Source organism: Streptomyces sp. NPDC057428 (assembly GCF_042803195.1).
Taxonomy (GTDB): Bacteria; Actinomycetota; Actinomycetes; order Streptomycetales; family Streptomycetaceae; genus Streptomyces.
Window position 1 is genome coordinate 1 of sequence record NZ_JBHVCT010000109.1, and the last position, 17,490, is coordinate 17,490.

Consider the following 17,490-nt stretch of genomic DNA (forward strand, 5'->3'; position numbering starts at 1 on the left):
CTCCGCCGGATACGGAGACTTACGTCCCACCAGGACACCCTTCCTCGGATCGAAAGATCCATTGTCAGAGTGTCCACACCACCGGGGTCACCTCACCCAGTTCATGCCCCCACTGGACGCGATGCCCCACATTCGCGGCCTGCGTGGCCGGCCACGGCACCGGCCCCGGCGGCTGTTCGCCGACCGCGACTACGACTTCGACAAGTACCGCCGCCTCATCCGAGCTCGCGGCATCACACCCAAGATCGCCCGCCGTGGTGCCCCGCATGGTTCCGGCCTGGGCAAGACACGATGGTTTGTTGAACGCACCTTCGCCTGGCTCCACCAGTTCGAACGACTCCGCATCCGCTACGAGATACGCGCCGAACTCCACCTGGGACTCGTCCAACTCGCCTGCGGCATCATCTGCTTGAGACGACTCAGAACCTCATTTTGAAACGATCAGTTAGGCCCGCGAACCTGGCCGGGTTCCTGCGCCTCCGTGTTTCCTGGGGACACGCCTGGCCCGGCACGGGCCGAGTCGGCTTTTTCCCACACGTATACGCTGCGGTATAAGGTTCCACCATCCCAGAGGCTGCTTCCGGATGTCCCCGCATGCACGTGTCCGCGCGGCGTCCGCACCGCTTCCTCACAGAACCCATACTCCAGGAGCTACTCGCCGTGAGTGACTTCCCCTCGCCGCCGCCCGTGTCCCAGGACCGTCAGTTCGTCCTCGGCCAGCACCTCCGTCTCTCCATACTCACCTCCGCGGAGGAGACCGAGGGGCGTCACGATCTGTCCGACATCACGCTGCCGGGCGGTGCCGGGACGCCGCTGCACCTTCACACCGGCTACGAGGAGCGCATCTGGGTCGTCTCCGGCTCCCTGACGGTGTGGGCCGGTCCGGAGACCTTCACCCTGCGATCCGGTGACTTCTACGCGATCCCGATGAACACGCCCCACACCATCAAGGCCGGGGCGGACGGCGCGCGCACGCTGAACATCACCTCTCCCGGCAAGTTCGCGGACCTCATCCGGCGCAGCGGCACACCCGCGCACCTGGCCACGCCCGAGACCGAATGGGACATGGGGCTCTTCCAGGCCATCACCGAGGAGTTGGGGGACGTCATCCTCGGCCCGCCCGGAACCACCCCGGCCGACCTGGACCGCGCCGCCGAGTGACACAGCCGGACGTGCGTCGCCGCCGATACGGGCTGGGGGTCTCGGCCGAGTCTCCTGTCCTTCGCGTCGCGACGACCCCGTAGGACGCAGGAGGCCGGGTGTCTCCCGTGCCACGTGCCACGGTGCGTGGCACGGGAGACCGCCTCCTCTGCTTCGTCGCTTCGCGACAACGCGACAAGGTGTACCGCGCGGGGCCACCGAAAGCCTCGAAAAGGAACAGAACGCCGTGCACAAGGTATTGCACGACGGCATCGCCCGCGTCGACGACGAGATCTACTCGGTCTCCGGCAGCAACACCAACTGGGTGATCATCAAGGACGGTGACAACTGCACCCTGATCGACACCGGCTACCCCGCCGACCACGCCGTCCTGCTGGCATCACTGGACGCCGTCGGGCTGACGCCGGCATCCGTGACCGCCATCCTGGTCACCCACGCCCACAACGACCACATCGGTTCGGCCGAACGCCTGCGTGTGGAGCACGGCACGCCTGTGCTCATGCACGAGGACGAGGTGCCTCACGCCCGTCGCGACTACCTCGATCAGGTGTCCGTTGGGCAGGTCCTCGCCCAGGCGTGGCGCCCCGGCGTGCTCCCCTGGGCCGTGCACGCCCTCCGAGCCGGAGGAACCACGCACGTTCCCGTCCACGATCCACGTCCCTTCCCCATGCCGGGAGCGCTCGACCTGCCCGGCGCGCCCGTGCCCGTACATACCCCGGGTCACACCAAAGGTCACTGCGCGTACCTGCTGCCGGCAAGTGGAATCTGATCAGTGGCGATGCCCTCGTGACGGCTCACCCCACGTCGCAACTGGTCGGCCCCCAGTTGCTGCCCGCCATGTTCCACACCGATTGCCCCCGTGCTCTCGACGCCCTGACCGTGATCGAGGGCGTGGACGCGGACGTCGTCGTGCCTGGCCACGGGCCGCTGCACCGCGGATCCGTGAAGGAGGCGGCCGCCACGGCACGCGAGCGCGCCGAGCGGTAGACCCCGGCCGAACCCGGGTGTGAACTGTGACGGCAAGGATGCGGAGTGCCTCCGGCTCCCTGAAGTGGCCGGCCCCGGGGGGCCGGCCACTGGGCCGTTCGAGTGAAGAAGACACCCGCACACCGGACGACGCTCCGCTGCACGCTCTCTCCCCCGTACCCGACTGACGCGGATCCTTGCCGCCCCGGGCTATGCCTCGACGAATCCGCCCGATTCTGACATGTGACCCATGCAAGGCGGTGCGGGCGGTTCGGCGACACCTTTCGCGGGAATATCTCTCCTGAAGAACCCGACCATGTGTACGAGGCGATAGTGCACACAAAGCGGTCCGAGAAGGTTGTCGCTTTCCCGAAGCCACAGGTACACCGGCGATCCCGTCCGGCGACATGCCAAATCGGCCGTCTTCCGCCGTTCGCACTCTTCGGCACATCCCCGGGCGGCGTGGGTACCATGCGCAGCATCATCCAACACGAGGGAGTGAACGGTTGTGACCAGCCAATCAACCACCACGCTCCGATCGCGGTATGTTGAACAAGCCGCGTCGGACCTGGAGGAGAACCGCCGTCTGCAGGAGGAACTGGCCGAGAAGATCATGATGTTGAAGCAGGAGGAGACCCTCCTGTCCGACATCATGCAACTCGCCGAGCGGTCCAAGGGCTCCACGGACCCGTCCCGCCTGCCCGAGCAGGCACAGGACGAACCCGCGCTCACACAGACGAGGCGAAGTACCCAGGACACTTCGGCACCCGCCAAGGCGGCGCCCCAGCGCTCCGGATCGGCCAAGGGGGCGCCTGCCAAGGCCACCGCAAAGACTGCCGCGAAGGGGAAGTCGCGTCAGCCTCTGCTCGGAGACCTCCTGATGGACCTGCTCCGGACGTACGACGAACCGCGTCTCGCCAAAGAACTACGGGACGAGCTCTTGGAGAAGCATTCAGACCGGACACCGACTCCACAGGTTGTACGCAACACCCTTGAGTCACTTGTCGCCAAGGGCCGCATCCGGCGCCACAAGCAGCAGCGATCGGTAATGTACTCCCTCGTCGACGCCTCCCGAGGCCGGTCCACCACAGCGGGAAGCGGCACATCGACCGACGACAACTGATCCCGCACGCCATCCGCCCGCGGGCGGCGTGAAACGCAGCTGAACATGTTCGTGCCCTCCTGCAGGGCACCGCGCCGCTCCGGGTACACGACCGTCGGCGTGACGAAGGGGAGCGGGTTCGGCTTCTTTTCGGGAACTTCCCGAAAAGAAGCCGACCGCAGATTTCAGAAGAGAGTCTGCGAAGTTAACAAGGTGTTCTGAAATCCTATGGCCCGTCCAGTGCCCGACTTACCTCGGCGCCGGGCCGACGTGTTCTGCCGGTCCCTGTGATCGGGCCCGCTCCGCGATCCGTAATCCGTCAAGCATCTCTCGGCATGTCGGGGAATGTGGGCAGACGTACGGGCCGTTGACCTCGGTTCCGTCAGCGGTGATGTCGCGTCAGCGAGGTGGTTGGTTCGCCCCGGTTTGTTCCCGTGGTGCGGGTTCGGGGCCGTCGCGTGACGCTGCGGCTGCGCCGGGGTTCCACGTCTCCCGGGGGTGGTGCGGGTTTCCTCCGTTCTGGTTGTTGTCGGGGCGGGGCCTGGCTGTCAGGTGACGGCCGGGAGGTCGGTGATCCAGCTCCAGGCCGTGGTGAACGCCTGCGCCCAGGGCCAGGTGCGCTCGATGCGGAGCCAGCGGCCGCGGGCGTGGCGGCTGAGGCGGGCGGGCAGGTGGTAGAGGCGGAAGCGCATGGTGTCCGGCTCGGCCTCGGCCAGGTCTTGCTGGTCGTGCAGGGTGAGGAGGCGGAGCCAGGCGTAAGGGTCTGCACTCGGTGAGCGGCAGTGGTGACATACGGGTGTGGCCCGCCCGTTCCGGCGACCGGGTCACGGCGTGGCTGCTGCTCGACGCGCAGGACATGAGCGCCCTGTTCGAGCTGCCCGTCCCCCCGCTGGAGAGCTGGCTCGAGGACACCTACCGGATCACCCGCCCGAGTCGGAGATGGACGCACTGGACTGGGACGCCTTCATCACGGAGGTGCTCGACACCCCCGGGCCGTCGACGGACTCATATCTGTGAGTGCCGGGAAATCTCAACGTCATCACCGTTTCGACCGGCCACCTGATTCTGTGAGGGGCGGCGAGGCACAGCGCAGGACGCGCACTCCGACAGCGGGAAAGGTCACCCACGTGATCAACAGGCGTACGTTCAGCAAGGCTGTTGGTCTGGGCGCGGGCGCGGCGGCGGTCTCGCTGGCCTGCCTGCAGGCGTCCCCGGCCGCGGCGGCCCCGGGGTGACGGCTGATACCGCACAGGGCGCCAAGATCAAGTACTGGCGGCTCCTGGCCTTACCGCCTCGTTGCTGCCACACGTACGCGCGGGGCTGCTCAACGTCGGCTACGCCGAGGTCGGCCTCGCCCAAGGCCGGCGCACCCACGACGAATCCTGGACGGCGGCCTTCGGGCTCACCGTGACACTGGTGTGGCTTTATGTGGAGACCCTGCGGCTGCTCACGCTCGTGCGCGACGACGATTCCTAATCTTCTTGTCAAGCCGTTCTGGCTGGGGCGCTGGCCGTCAGTCGGCCGCCGGCTCGACGGTCGCTGCAACTGAGCGACGGTGGAGCCCTGCGGCCACATGTTCCATTTCGACCAACGTGCCCACCAGGCCGGTGGTCCTCAGCTCGTCGGCCATTGCCCGCGCCTGTGCCAGCGACAGCCCGTGTGTCTCCCGCAGAGCGTGCAAGACAGGGACAAGACTCGACTCGGGCCCTGCAAGACGAAGTCGAGCGGGTCCGTGCTCTGCCAGCAGCGCCTGCCGGATCTCCTCGGGGGTCGTTCCGCCGCTGTCCTGCTCGCACCACGCCGTGGGACAGGTCAGGCATCTCCCTTCGGTGCCCCACCTCACCTGCCCGCGGTCGATGAACTGGCCGATGTCGCGTATCAACACACCGCCGCAGTCATCGCAACGCGTCGTGACCTTCATGCCCTGAGTGATCACCGGACTCCCCGCCTTCGGCCCTCGGTCTGCGGATCTTCCCGCGTCTGTGTCTGCCCGTCGACCGTAATTCCTCGCGGATTTGTCGTGCTCAAGCGGCGGTCGGGACCGGCGGTACGGGCTCGTAGGACCGATTGTCACGGAGAAGAGCCCAGAGGACGTTGACGCGTCGGCGGGCGAGTGCGAGCACGGCCTGGGTGTGCCGCTTGCCCTCGGCGCGTTTGCGGTCGTAGAAGCGGCGTGATTCCTCGCAGCAGCGAATGCTGATCAACGCGGAGGTGTAGAAGACCCGTTGGAGGCTGCGGCTGTATCTCTTGGGCCGGTGAAGGTTTCCGCTGATCTTGCCCGAGTCGCGGGGAGCCGGGGCGACGCCGGCGAACCCGGCGAGCCGGTCCGGGGTGCCGAAGACGGCCATGTCTCCGCCGGTAGCTGCGAGGAACTCGGCACCCAGCAGGGGGCCGATGCCGGGCATGCTCGCGATCACCTCGGCGTGTTTGTGCTCGCGAAACAGGGCCTGGATGAGCTTGTCGATCTCGGCGACTTGCTCATTGAGGCGCATCACCTCCCTCGCCAGGGTGTGCACGAGCTGGGCGGTCGGCTTATCCCCGCTCACGCTGGTGTGCTGGCGCTCGGCAGCTTCCACGGCGGCCTGCGCCAGTTGGGCGGCGCCGCGGACCTTGCGGTTGCGTAGCCAGGTCTCCAGTCGGCGGGCACCGGTGCGGCGGATGGCCGCCGGGGTCTGGTAGCCGGTGAGCAGGACGAGGGGCCCAGCGTTGGTCACGTCCAGAGTTCGTTCGAGGGCCGAAAAGATTCCGGTGAGGCGGCCCCGCAGCCTGTTGATCGCACGGGTGCGGTCGTCGGTGAGGTCGCGTCGGTGAACGGTGAGGATCTTCAGTTCGGTGACCAGTTCGTCGCCGGGCCGCAGGGGTTGCAGGTCCCGCCGAATCCGGGCCTGGTCGGCGATGATCGCCGCGTCCTTGGCGTCGGTCTTGCCTTCGCCCCGGTAGCCCTCGGATGCCCGGTTGACTGCCATGCCGGGGATGTAGAGCGTGTACTGACCGTGGTTGATCAGCAGGTCGATCAGCAGGGCAGCACCGCCGTCGGCCAGGTCGATGCCCCAGGTGACCTCGTCGCCCAGGGCGAGGACGTCGGCCAGGAGTCTCAGCAGTTCCGGCTCGTCGTTGGCCACTCGTCGCGACAACAGCCGCTTGCCGGTGCCGTCGACCACCACGCAGTGGTGATGGGTCTTGCCGGCATCGACACCGGCCCAGATCGCTGTCACGCGCACTCTCCAGAGATCGCTTGCTTGCCCGCATGCACCACAGACGACCTCGCTGGCGAGTCCCTACTCAGCGATCGGATCGCAATTCCTAATCAGCAGCCGAGTCGTCGCGGGGGTGTCGGGCGGCGAATCGTCTGAAGCCACGGACGGCAGACTACTGAAAGCCACACCCGACACCCCTGGGTGAGCCAACCCTACGAATGGCTCGCTCATCCCGATCAACAAGGTAGGGACTACTGACCCCTGCCGCGCGCGGCAGTACCCATGTGTCCCGGCATTGACTCGTGCGGTGCCGAGCGAACACCGTTGGTTCACCAAGGGTGACAGCACCGTCCGCGGCCACTTCGAACCAGCCCATGTCACCGGCAGGGAATATGTGGTCCTCCCTGAGGAACGCGTCGACCGTGCCGTCCTTGACGTACTGACGCATGTCGTTGGGAGCGCCGAGGCCGGTCAGCCGCCCCTCACTCCTGAACTGGGGGGTCCGGACAGTACTTGGCGGTTGCCTTTGCACCCGTACGTGAGACCCCAGCCGAAACACATACGAGGTGTCACACGTCGGGGTTGCGCCAGACGTTGTCGAACGCCGACTGCTCGATGTCCCGCCGCTGGCGCTCCGTCTCCAGCTCCGTCATGCTGTCGCCAGCGGCCGCGAGGATGTACGCCACCGTGTCGTCTGTCACCTCAGGAGCGTCCTGTGGCCGTCCGTCCGGCCCCTCGCCCCAGATGCCCACGGCGCCCGCGAGGGCGCTCAGGGCCGGGTCGGTGCGGGACCGGAGCTCAGCTGCCTCACGGCGGACGGCCGAGTCAGCCAGGACCAGTTCCGCGGCCTGGAACGGATGCCCGCGACGACGTCGGCGGGTCAGCAGTCCCTCTGCCTCGAAGGCCTTGAAGTAGGCCTCGGCCAGCGCGTCGCCCCGGCGCCACAGCCAGTCACCGATCGACTCGTGCGGCTCTTCCCGGCGAAGCGATCCGAAGGCCTGCTCCAGCAACACGTCAGCCGGAGCGGGACCGGGGCCCGGCGTGATGCGGTCCTCGCTCAACTCGACGGCACCTGCCCTGTACAGGTCGATCAGCTCGGCGCCGGCCAGTGCGAGCGACAGGTCGCCGGATCTGACGGGACGCTCGCTGCTCACGTTCATGGTGATCACGAGCAGTTGCCGCGGTGTGGTCATAGGGCTGCACATCCAAACGTCGACATCGGCACCAAGCCGTCGCCCCGCCGGGAGACGGGGCGAAACCTGGACGAACCGCACACACATCAGCATACGTGTCAGACAGGCAGGTGAGGAGGCGGTGAAGCCCGGACAAGGAATCGATCATGCGTGGATCGGCGGCCGTGCGTCAGGTCAGAGGGACGCCCAGGTCTTCCGGTCCGCTGCCTCGGCGTCCTGGGGTTGTTCCAGTTGAACCCGCGTCACGTGAGTCCTCACGCGTCTTCTGCGGTGTGGCCGCGTAGCGAGGGCACTTCGTGGAACTCCTGCGCCCGTCAGGGCTCCAACTGGCAGTCTGTCCGTATGGAGTCTCGCGGGGCCGATCAGTGCCTGTCCGCCGCAGGCAGATCAGCTGGGCCGGTTTTGCGCAGGTGTACCAGCAGACCGATGAACCCAGCGAAGAACCCGCTGGCCAGCCCTGTGATCGCGTGGTTCACCGTGTTGGCCACCTCGTCCGAGGGCAGCCCGACGAGGGTGCCGTTGAAGAATGCGCTCATCGCTGCACCCATCACACCCCCGAAGAAGCCGCCGGTCGCGGCTATGCGTACACGTGTGGCACGTGTGTCGCCGTGTTCCGATGATGCACGTCTGCTCACGAGTGAGACCCTCTCGAACGGCCTGCCGCGAACCGGGCGTAGGCGGCGATGCGGCACACCTTGCGCCATTGCTCCCGGCCATGTCAAACCCGCGGTGCGGAGGGGTATTTGACACGGCGCACAGTGGTGCAGGTGCGCACGTGTCACGTGCCGCGGTCCGGCACCTCCCTCGACCCAGCGGTGTCACCGTACGGCGGTAGCGTGGCGAGACCGGCACCCGTGAAGCGCCAGCCGAGCGGGGTCGGCCGGACAGCCATTCACCGAGGGCGCTGACCCACTTGCCCGTCGGCGGGTGCGCGTCGAAGACCCCGGGGTCGGAGATCGGGTTCCTCTGAGGGGCGGCGAGGAGTCGCGGGTCGACCATCTCGCGGTCCGGCCAGGTGCCCTCGTAGCCGAGTCGCAGCAGGACCGGGCGTCCTTGTCGTAGTAGGACTCGTCGAAGACGATCTCCCGCGGCCGGGAGAGGTGCCAGAAGCGGATCGCTCTGCCGCAGACGATCTCATCCGAAGTCACGATGAGACATCGACTACCCTTATCGCGCCAGCCCCCGCAACAGCCGAACGCACGAGTATGTCGAAGAAGTACATGTCTCCCGGGCGCGGCCGAAGCGTGACCTCGTGGCCGGGGTCCAGTCCGGGAGCGCGCGAGAACTGACGGTCGCCTTCGTGCCTGCCACTCACCCAGGTGACATCCACCGTTATGCGGCCGACGTTGCGCACAGTGACGGCCGTTGTCCTTGGACAGGTGCCTGGCCGACCCGACGTGCAATGGGTTCTCACGTCGCCGAAGGCGGTGGTGCCACATGAGAGTTCGTAGCGTGGATCGTGCAGCGAACGACATGTCTCACCCGCTCCGATGACGAGAGGAACGTCCCGGTCACCGTCACCCTTCGGATGATCAGCGGCGACGGCCCAGAGTAGAGCGGCAGCAGGAATGGCGGCTGCCGCGCATCCGATCGCCGTCTTCTTGATCGCTCGCATTCTGCTGGTCTCCTCCTGCAAGTCCTCGATGAAGAAGCGGTCGCATCACTGTAGGTGCTGCGCTCCGAGCCATGCATACGTGTCCGATCTCATGACACATCTGTGTCGATATGCAGGGAGTATGGAGGTGTGTTTCGAGTGGACCTTTCGGACAGGGAGATGCGCATGCCTGCTACACGGGACGATTCGGCACGGTGGGGTGGGAGCGGTGGTCTGCGGCGAGTGGTGAGCGCCGCGGTGCTGGCCGCGTGCGCGGTGGGGCTGACCGCGTGTGGTGCCGGTGGCGGTGAGGGCGACAGCGCGTCCGGCACCTCCACGGGCACACCGTCGGTGGCCGCCCCGGCACCTACGGCATCCAGTGCCACGGCCGATCCCGGCAGTGCCTCGGCCCCGCCGTCCGGCTCTTCGGCGGGGCAGGCAGGCCAGAGCGACAGTCCGCGTCCGGCCCCGGCGGGTTCCGGCTCGGGCGGGCGGTGCGAGGCCGGGGACCTGTCCTTGGCATTCGTACCCAACGGCCAGGAGATGAACAGCGAGTACTTCGATCTCCGGCTCAGGAACACGGGGTCCGCACCGTGCACGCTCCTCGGCTACCCCGGTGTGTCGCTCGCGGACGCGCAGGGCCGCCGGGTCGGGGAGCCCGCGTCCCGCAGCAGCGACGGGGGCACCGCCGGTCACACGGTGACCCTGCGGCCCGGGCATAGCGCCCACGCCGTGGTGAAGACCGGGGGCGAGGGTGTCAGCGGAGGCGACTGCTGGCCGAGCCCCGCGTCGATGACCGTCTACCCGCCGGGATCGAAGGAGTCCGTGACGACGCAGAACTTGGACGGGCTGCGGGTGTGCGGAGACGTGTTCTCGGTGGGTCCGGTGACGGAGGCGGCGCCGCTGTCAGGCGGCTGAGGGTGCGGCCTCGCGTGTGCCACCGGGAGCGTGTGCGTCCCCGGGCGTCAGCGGCATATGTTCCAGGCGGCTTGGCCTACGAGGCTGTTCGTCACTTCTTTGACAGGTGACTCATGCAGCTGTCGCATTGGCCTGCCAGGTGTGTTCTTGTCTGCTCCGTCGGCCCGGGCGGAGGGTGTGGGTGTCATGAGCAAAGGCAATGCGTTGAGCCGGGCAGCGGCGATCGTGGCGGTCGGCGTCCTGTTGCCGACCGGCGTCGCGCTGCTGGTTTCTGCCCGGCCCGGGCCTGCTCCTCGTCCTCGCCGGTCTCTGGTCCTCTCCGCCCGTTCCCGCCCCTGTCCCGCTACGTCGACCCGTACAGCGGCGTGCCCTGCGCTCGGCCGCGGACAGCGTCTCGTCGCCGCTTTCGCATCGCCACCTCCGTCCTGACCCCTCTTGCAGGCCACAGGCCGCTGTCGTGCGGCTCGTCAGCAGCAGTCGCCGTCCTCCGCGCTGCCGTCGTGCGCTTCGCCCAGCGATGGAAAGAACCGAGACACCGTGCTTGTGTGTCGATCATGCGTGTGAGCGGAACCGGCGACCAGACATGCCCCGGCCGTGAACCGTGAGCGCAATGAACACGCCACAGGTGTGCGAGCAGACGGTCCCGGTGCTCCGTCGTCACTGCCCGAGGTAGCGCAGTACCGCCATGACACGCCGGTGCTGCCCGGATGCCGTCTGGCCGAGCCTCAACTTCAGGAAGATGCCGGTCACATGCCGTTCCACGGCGGCGACGCTCACGAAGAGCCGCTCGGCGATACCTGTGTTGGAGTGCCCCTCGGCCATCAGCGCGAGAACTTCCCGTTCCTTCGGCGTGAGTGCGGCCAGTGGGTCCTCCGGACGCTTGCGGCCCAGCAGTGCCGAGATCACGTCCGGGTCCAGGGCGGAGCCACGGGCGACGACCCGCTCCACGGCATCGGTGAGGACCCGCGGACTCGCCACCTTCTCCTTGAGGAGGTAACCCACCCCGCTCGGGTCGTCCCCCACCAGGTCGAGCGCGTAGGAGGCGTCCAGGAACTGGGAGAGGACGATGACGGCGGCCTCCGGCTGCGCTGCGCGGATCTCCTGCGCGGCACGCAGCCCGTCGTCCTCCAGACCCGGCGGCATCCGGATGTCGGTGATGACCACCTCGGGCCGGTGCTCCCGGGCCGCGCGGACGAGATCCGCCGCGTTGTCGACTGCAGCGGCCACGTCGATGCCGGCCCTGAGAAGTATGGCTGTAATGCCCTCGCGCACGATCGCCTGGTCTTCTCCGAGCACCGCTCGCAGTGGTTGACACATGGCCGAATAATAACCTGAGACAAGCCGGGCATAAGTGGCTGAGAAGTGTGATTCCGCGCAGACAGCACTCTCCGGCGACCCCTGCCGGGACAGCCCTCAAACCGCACACACACCCACGGTCAGCCCCGTCTGTGGGGCATACCCTACGGAACCGCGAGGGTGGCCCGAGAGGCGTCGAGGGAGCACACGACAGACCCCGACACGGTTCGCGCCGAGACTGGGCGGAGCCCCGGACCGGAAGACCAGAACTCCTGTGCCGGGGCAGACCACCGGCAGAGCACCCAGGAGATGACGATGAAGAACTGCAACCTCACGCTGGAGATCGCGCGCTGGCTGTCTCCCGAACTCGCCCTCAGGCTGTCCTGCGAGTTCTCGTACGCGGAGCAGGACCCCTTCGCCGTCACCCTGGTCTTCGACACCGGCAGCGAGTGTCCCGTGCGCTGGGTCCTCTCCAGGGACATGCTGGCCGATGGTCTCAGCGCGCTCTCGGGCGAGGGCGACGTTGCGCTCTGGCCCCTGTACGACCTTCCCGACGGGGTGGCCTCCTCGTTCTGCCTGCGCCTGGTGAACACCAGCACGGCACTGTTCGAGATCCCCTCCGAACCGGTCGCGCAGTGGCTCGAACGCACCTACGCCATGGTGCCTCAGGGGACCGAGATGGACGGGGTGAACTGGGACGAACTGTCGCAGCTGGCGGACTGAGCGCCCCGTATCGAGGTCTTACCCGACCCGAATCAGGTGTTTGTCGGATTGTGCGACCTGCCGTCGAGGTGGAGACGTGCTTCGCGCCCGTACACCGCCGCACGGGTCCGGTCGTGTCTGCGAAGAACCGGCCCGTCGAGTCCACCCCTCGCCGCGACACCATGACCCGGATCCCGGCAGCCGGAACAGCGCGACCGGCGCATCCACCCCCGGCTGCTACGGGCAGATCAACAGTGCGCTGCGGGACGGCCCCTCCTGCCAGGCGGCCACCGTCCACCAGCTACCGGCATACCCGTCGATCACTTCGTCAAGCTCGACCTCTCCGGCGTGGTCAAGTTGTTCGACGCGGTCGGCGGTGTCTCCGTCTGCGTCAGTGACGACGTCTGCGACACGTACTCCCACCTGAAGCTGTCCGGAGGCGACCACACGCTCAAGGGTGTCGCCGTGCTGGACTTCGGCCGTTCCCTGCACGGCTTCGGCCACGGCAGCGACCTCGCCCGCACCGTGTCCCAGCACATCTTGGGGGCGCCGAAACCCTCTTCGCGTTCATCGCCGACGACCGGTCGCTGACCGCCGGCGCTGGTGACGGCACCGACCCTCACCGAACAGTTCCGGCCGGCGGGCCGAAGCCCGGACGACAGCCGCGGCCCTGGACTGCCCACCGGCTGCCCGGACACCACCAGCACCTCGGCGACCTACCGGCTGGTGAGGCCGCCGACCCGGAGACGGGCGGCCTTCAGGTCACGGGGGCTGGCGGGTCTCCGGCCCCGCGTCTTATGGGTGTCCCGCCCGTGCTCGTGCAGAATCTGTGCCGGCCGGTCCGCGTCGTCGCGGGCGCCGCGGTCCGGCAACTGGTGTGAGACCTCCAACGGGATCGGCACGCCGTTCTCGGGCCGGCCTGCGGCGAGCAGACAGCGGTCCCGGCGCTCCGGGGCGAGCAGGGCGTGGTGACACCCGGGGGGCCGCAACCCTCGGCTTGTGCGGGTTCCACCGGCTCTCACGAACACCCACAAGCGGTCTGGACAAGTCGATCCTCCGCTGAAACGATCTGGCCTGCATGTGGCGGACACATGTGTCTAGGATCCCGGCACACCACGTACCCGCGGTCTGCGGCCTCCCACAGCCCCCGGTCCACGAAGTGCGACCGGAGAGAAGGAGTATCAGGAGTGATGTACGAACTCGGCGTCGGCACAAGGCCGGGATCCCGGCGCCACCGCGGACCACGCCCGGGCCTCGGTGCCCGGGGGCGACTGACGGCGACGGCAACCCTGTCGCTGGTCGCGCTCGTGGTGTCGGCGCTGCCCGTCTCGGCCGCGGCATCCGTGGTTCCCGGCGTTCAGGGGGCCGCGGCACCGCGAGTCATCGCGGTCCACCCGAACGCCGGTGCCGCAGAGGTCGCCCTCTCACCCGCCCGGCGCGAGCAGTTGCTCGGCGAGGCGGCGAAGTCGGCATCGGCCACGGCACGTTCGTTGCGGCTCGGCGCCCGGGAGAGATTGATACCCAAGGACGTCATCCAGGACGCCGACGGCACCCGCCATACCAGGTACACACGTACGTACGCCGGACTGCCCGTGCGCGGCGGCGATCTGGTTGTCCACGAGCGCGCCGGAGGACGGACGGTGACCAAGGCGTCGAACGCCGTCATCTCCGTTCCCGGCACCACCGCCGCGGTTCCGGCCGCGGCCGCGCGGAAGGCGGCTCTGGCCGCCGCCGCGGCGGAACGGACCCGTGGCGCCACGGCGCCCAAAAAGCCCCACCTGGTCGTCTGGGCGAGCAGCGGCGAACCCGTCCTCGCATGGGAGTCCGTCGTCACCGGCACGCAGCCGGACGGCAGTCCCAGCAGCCTGCGGGTCACCACCGACGCCGCCGACGGCCGCGTACTCGGCCGCGTCGAGGAGGTCGAGTCGGCCGTCGGCCACAGCGAGTACAGCGGGCAGGTCGACGTGACGTCGACGCGTCAGGAGGACGGCACCTACGCGCTGGTGGACGGCCGACGGGGCGGTCACCGCACCCTCGACGCCTCCGTGGACTCGCGAGGCGTCCTCGTCACGGACGACGACGACGTCTGGGGCGACGGCGCCGGGGCGAGCCCGCAGACCGCCGCCGTGGACGCCGCCTACGGCGCACAGCAGACCTGGGACTTCTACAGCGAACGCTTCGCCCGCAACGGCATCGCCAACGACGGACGCGGCAGCTACTCGCGCGTCCACTACGGCGACCACCTCGCCAACGCCAACTGGCAGGACGGCTGCTTCTGCATGAGCTACGGCGACGGCGGGAGCGGCGTCAATCCGGTGACCTCGCTGGACATCGCCGCGCACGAGATGACACACGGCGTCACCTCCAGTACCGCCGGTCTGGGAGACGCGGGCGAGACCGCCGCCCTCAACGAGTCGACCAGCGACATGATGGCCGCCGCCGTCGAGTTTTTCGCGGACAACCCCGTCGACCACCCCGACTACCTGGTGGGAGAGGAGTCCGACATCCGCGGCAACGGCAAGCCCATCCGCTACATGGACCACCCCTCCAAGGACGCCGACCCGGTGAAGGGCACGTCCCAGGACTACTGGTCCCCGCAGACCAAGAATCTCGACCCGCACCTGGGGGCCGGAGTGGGCAACCACTTCTTCTACCTACTGGCCGAGGGCAGCGGCAGGAAGACCATCAACGGTGTCGACTACGACAGCCCCACCTACGACGGCAGGCCGGTGGCCGGTCTCGGTCTGCGCAACGCCACCGACATCTGGTACCGCGCGCTGACCGTCTACATGACCAGCACCACCGACTACGCCGCCGCGCGCGAGGCGACCCTGCGGGCCGCGACCGACCTGTACGGCAGGAACAGCAGGGCCTACGAGGCCGTCGGCAACGCCTGGGCGGCCGTCAACGTCGGCCCGCGCTTCGTCCAGCACGTCGCGGTCGTCTCCCTGCCCACCGGTCCCGTCGCGGTCGGGCAGCCCGTCAGCCGGCAGATCGTGGCGACGACGAGCCGCCCCGGCAAGCTGACGTACTCCGCCAGGCGTCTGCCCAAGGGCCTGTCCATCGACCGGCGCACCGGGCTGATCTCGGGCACACCGAGGAAGGCGGGCGACTTCAGGACCACCATCACCATCAGGACGTCGGCGCACGACAGGCGTGAACTGCCCGTGGTGTGGACCGTCCTGCCCTCGGGAGGCGATCACTTCGTCAACCCCTCCTCGTACACGATCCCGAAGTGGGGCACCGTCGAGTCGCCGCTCGTCGTCACCGGCCGCAAGGGTCCGGCACCCGGCAACCTGAAGGTCACCGTGGACCTCTACAAGGACTTCATCGGGGCGCAGGTCATCACCCTGGTCGCAGAGGACGGCACCGTCGTCCCGGTGAAGGACTTCAACTGGGACCACGGCACGGAACTGCACGCGACGTACACCGTGGACGCCTCGGCCGTGCCCGCCGACGGCACCTGGCGGCTGCGCGTCCAGGACGCCACCCCCGGAATCCCCAACGCCGATCCGGAACCTGGCCGGCTCGCAGGGTGGAGCCTCGACTTCTGACGGGAGCACCCGCACAGTGGCCGTTCCTGGTAGGCAGGGTCCGGTCGGCCTGTCTCCGGGGTCACGTTCCGAGGGCGGAGTGAACAAAAGCGCTCACCGGTCTCGTGCGAGGTGGGGAGGATCTCTCTTCCCGGATTTCCGGATCGTGGATCGGCAACGAACATGGCACATCACTCTGCTCCGCCGGCAAGAACGCGGCAGCCCAGCGGCACCGAAGCTCCCGCGGCCCGGCCCCGGCGTGGGCGCCCGGTGCTGCTGGCGCTGGTCGGCGTTCTCCTCGCGGTCGGCGCTTTGAGTGTCCCGCACCTGTTGCGCTTCCTCGGCATCACGTCCAGCAGCGCTGCTCCCGTGACCCACGGCCACGGGAGCGGGGCACCCGGACACGCCTCGACAAAGGCTCCACCGGGCAGCACGCCCTCCCCCCTGGCAGAGGACACGGACGGGTTCGTCACGGGGAGGCTGTCCGCACCACCGGTCGGCACCGGCACGATCCGACGCTTCAAGGTCCGTGTGGAGCAGGGAATCGGGCTGTCTGCGGACGACGCGGCGCGGCAGGTGTACGGGATACTCTCCGACCCCAGGTCTTGGACGGCGGACGGCCACGACGGCTTCCAGCTCGTGTCGGAGGGCGACCGGGACTTCGTGGTCGTCATCGCCTCCCCCGCGACGGTGGACAGGATCTGCGGTGCCGCGGGACTGGACACGGGGGGAGAGGTGAACTGTGACGTCGGTTCCCGTGTCTTCGTCAATCTGAAGCGCTGGACCTCCGGATCCCCTCAGTTCTCCGGCCCGCTGTCGGACTACCGCGCGCTGATCATCAATCACGAGGTCGGACACCGCATCGGGCACGGGCACGAGGGATGCCCGGGACCCGGCAGGCCGGCGCCGGCCATGATGCAGCAGATCGACGGACTGGACGGCTGCGTGGCCAACGCGTGGCCGTACGACGCGCACGGGACATATCTCGGCGGACCCAAGGTGCCGTGACCCGCCACTGCCGGGGCGTTCTCGGGCGGGGTCAGGTGGATGACCCCGCGTCGCGGCCCTCGGTCACGAGCTGCGTTTCTGTCGACGCCTCCCAGGTCTCCACGATGTGCGGCTTGAGGCTGAACGCCCGCCAGATCCGCGAGATGGCCGATCGCGACATCCCGCCGTCCGGGAGTGTGCTGTGCGCACGGTCAGTGTACGCGGTGATCCCACCGACAGGAGACTTTCGGCAGATGTGAACTGCAGAGGCACACACCGACGTTGACACATCGGAGCCATGTGGCTTCCGGAGCAACCGATGAAAGGCATTCAGTTGGCTACCTTCAAGAAGCAACTCGCGACAGTCGTCATGGGAATGGCGGCGGTCGGCGCGACCCTGGCCGGTACCGTCACCGAGGCGGCCGCGGCGCCGGCGACCGACGGTGGCTGCGACTCGGCCACCTACGAGTTCTGCCTCTACACGAGTTCCAATTACAAGGGCACCTCGCTCAAGGTCCGGTGGGGTCAGCAGGACGACTTCGACTTCAGCCAGGTCCACCAGGAAATGTGGCACAACGTCTCGTCGGTGGTGAACAACACCAACTACGAGATTGCCTTCGCCAAACTGTCCGGGCAGAACTACTTCAAGGTCGCCCCCTTCCACCACCTGTCGGGCCTCGGCAGTGCGGACAACACGTCGGAATGGGTAGGAAAGTACCCGAACTGACGTAAGCGACAGAACCCGGCGCGGTCAGCGCTCGCGGAACCGCGCGGTTCCGGCGTCGTGGGGGGGCGCCGGCGGCCGCGGCGGCGGGGCCCCCCCCCCGGGGGGGGCCCCGGG

18 protein-coding genes and 3 pseudogenes are annotated in these 17,490 nt (G+C 68.2%); 13 read left to right on the forward strand and 8 right to left on the reverse strand.

Going from position 1 to position 17,490, the window contains the following annotated elements; translation table 11 throughout:
• Positions 1–94 precede the first annotated feature (94 nt).
• The 4 genes and pseudogenes from ACFU5K_RS28085 to ACFU5K_RS28100 all read left to right on the forward strand — a co-directional run.
• A pseudogene (locus tag ACFU5K_RS28085) lies at positions 95–436 on the forward strand (transposase); the annotation flags it as partial.
• Between the two features lie 224 nt (positions 437–660).
• Complete coding sequence (locus tag ACFU5K_RS28090) at positions 661–1,161, forward strand: cupin domain-containing protein (RefSeq protein ID WP_384066563.1); 501 nt, start codon at positions 661–663, stop codon at positions 1,159–1,161.
• A gap of 238 nt (positions 1,162–1,399) precedes the next feature.
• Positions 1,400–2,148: pseudogene (locus ACFU5K_RS28095) on the forward strand (MBL fold metallo-hydrolase).
• Between the two features lie 487 nt (positions 2,149–2,635).
• Positions 2,636–3,250 (forward strand): hypothetical protein, encoded by a 615-nt coding sequence (locus tag ACFU5K_RS28100; RefSeq protein ID WP_384066565.1) that lies wholly within the window; start codon positions 2,636–2,638, stop codon positions 3,248–3,250.
• Between the two features lie 527 nt (positions 3,251–3,777).
• On the opposite strand, the gene ACFU5K_RS28105 is transcribed toward ACFU5K_RS28100, so the two are convergent.
• Positions 3,778–3,921 carry a hypothetical protein gene (locus ACFU5K_RS28105; protein WP_384066567.1) on the reverse strand — a complete coding sequence of 48 codons (144 nt, stop codon included), beginning with the start codon at positions 3,919–3,921 and terminating at the stop codon, positions 3,778–3,780.
• Between the two features lie 104 nt (positions 3,922–4,025).
• On the opposite strand from ACFU5K_RS28105, the gene ACFU5K_RS28110 reads away from it, so the two are divergent.
• The 3 genes from ACFU5K_RS28110 to ACFU5K_RS28120 all read left to right on the forward strand — a co-directional run bounded on the left by ACFU5K_RS28110 (position 4,026) and on the right by ACFU5K_RS28120 (position 4,705).
• On the forward strand, positions 4,026–4,292 hold the full coding sequence (locus ACFU5K_RS28110) for a hypothetical protein (RefSeq protein ID WP_384066594.1): 267 nt from the start codon (positions 4,026–4,028) through the stop codon (positions 4,290–4,292).
• Between the two features lie 64 nt (positions 4,293–4,356).
• Entirely contained in the window at positions 4,357–4,464 is a 108-nt protein-coding gene (locus ACFU5K_RS28115) for a twin-arginine translocation signal domain-containing protein (RefSeq protein ID WP_384066569.1), read from the forward strand.
• Between the two features lie 61 nt (positions 4,465–4,525).
• On the forward strand, positions 4,526–4,705 hold the full coding sequence (locus tag ACFU5K_RS28120) for a Bax inhibitor-1/YccA family protein (protein WP_384066570.1): 180 nt from the start codon (positions 4,526–4,528) through the stop codon (positions 4,703–4,705).
• 37 nt (positions 4,706–4,742) lie between these two features.
• Here the strand turns inward: ACFU5K_RS28120 and ACFU5K_RS28125 are convergent, their stop codons facing one another.
• From ACFU5K_RS28125 to ACFU5K_RS28145, 5 genes and pseudogenes are all read right to left on the reverse strand, one after another.
• The gene (locus ACFU5K_RS28125; protein ID WP_384066572.1) at positions 4,743–5,150 is read right to left on the reverse strand and encodes a hypothetical protein; all 408 of its coding nucleotides are present in this window, start codon (positions 5,148–5,150) and stop codon (positions 4,743–4,745) included.
• 103 nt (positions 5,151–5,253) lie between these two features.
• Positions 5,254–6,450 carry an IS110 family transposase gene (locus ACFU5K_RS28130; RefSeq protein WP_384066574.1) on the reverse strand — a complete coding sequence of 399 codons (1,197 nt, stop codon included), beginning with the start codon at positions 6,448–6,450 and terminating at the stop codon, positions 5,254–5,256.
• Between the two features lie 545 nt (positions 6,451–6,995).
• The gene (locus ACFU5K_RS28135) at positions 6,996–7,619 is read right to left on the reverse strand and encodes a GPP34 family phosphoprotein (protein WP_384066576.1); all 624 of its coding nucleotides are present in this window, start codon (positions 7,617–7,619) and stop codon (positions 6,996–6,998) included.
• Between the two features lie 362 nt (positions 7,620–7,981).
• Entirely contained in the window at positions 7,982–8,155 is a 174-nt protein-coding gene (locus ACFU5K_RS28140) for a hypothetical protein (protein WP_384066578.1), read from the reverse strand.
• Between the two features lie 296 nt (positions 8,156–8,451).
• Positions 8,452–8,770: pseudogene (locus ACFU5K_RS28145) on the reverse strand (phospholipid carrier-dependent glycosyltransferase); the annotation flags it as partial.
• 629 nt (positions 8,771–9,399) lie between these two features.
• Between ACFU5K_RS28145 and ACFU5K_RS28150 the strand changes: the two are divergent.
• Positions 9,400–10,131, forward strand: a complete 732-nt coding sequence (locus ACFU5K_RS28150) for a DUF4232 domain-containing protein (protein WP_384066580.1) — start codon at positions 9,400–9,402, stop codon at positions 10,129–10,131.
• Positions 10,132–10,788: 657 nt separating this feature from the next.
• Here ACFU5K_RS28150 and ACFU5K_RS28155 read toward each other — a convergent pair.
• Complete coding sequence (locus ACFU5K_RS28155; RefSeq protein WP_384066582.1) at positions 10,789–11,448, reverse strand: response regulator; 660 nt, start codon at positions 11,446–11,448, stop codon at positions 10,789–10,791.
• A gap of 294 nt (positions 11,449–11,742) precedes the next feature.
• Between ACFU5K_RS28155 and ACFU5K_RS28160 the strand changes: the two genes are divergently transcribed.
• The 4 genes from ACFU5K_RS28160 (at position 11,743) to ACFU5K_RS28175 (ending at position 16,670) form a co-directional block, all read left to right on the forward strand.
• Complete coding sequence (locus tag ACFU5K_RS28160; RefSeq protein WP_384066584.1) at positions 11,743–12,150, forward strand: SsgA family sporulation/cell division regulator; 408 nt, start codon at positions 11,743–11,745, stop codon at positions 12,148–12,150.
• A 327-nt stretch (positions 12,151–12,477) separates the two neighbouring features.
• Positions 12,478–12,720, forward strand: coding sequence for an LCP family protein (locus tag ACFU5K_RS28165; RefSeq protein ID WP_384066585.1), 243 nt, complete (start codon positions 12,478–12,480; stop codon positions 12,718–12,720).
• Positions 12,721–13,319: 599 nt separating this feature from the next.
• On the forward strand, positions 13,320–15,683 hold the full coding sequence (locus ACFU5K_RS28170; RefSeq protein WP_384066587.1) for a M4 family metallopeptidase: 2,364 nt from the start codon (positions 13,320–13,322) through the stop codon (positions 15,681–15,683).
• 162 nt (positions 15,684–15,845) lie between these two features.
• Positions 15,846–16,670, forward strand: a complete 825-nt coding sequence (locus ACFU5K_RS28175) for a DUF3152 domain-containing protein (RefSeq protein ID WP_384066589.1) — start codon at positions 15,846–15,848, stop codon at positions 16,668–16,670.
• Between the two features lie 31 nt (positions 16,671–16,701).
• Here the strand turns inward: ACFU5K_RS28175 and ACFU5K_RS28180 are convergent, their stop codons facing one another.
• Complete coding sequence (locus ACFU5K_RS28180) at positions 16,702–16,830, reverse strand: hypothetical protein (RefSeq protein WP_384066590.1); 129 nt, start codon at positions 16,828–16,830, stop codon at positions 16,702–16,704.
• A 138-nt stretch (positions 16,831–16,968) separates the two neighbouring features.
• On the opposite strand from ACFU5K_RS28180, the gene ACFU5K_RS28185 reads away from it, so the two are divergent.
• Complete coding sequence (locus ACFU5K_RS28185; protein WP_384066592.1) at positions 16,969–17,376, forward strand: peptidase inhibitor family I36 protein; 408 nt, start codon at positions 16,969–16,971, stop codon at positions 17,374–17,376.
• Positions 17,377–17,490 lie beyond the last annotated feature (114 nt).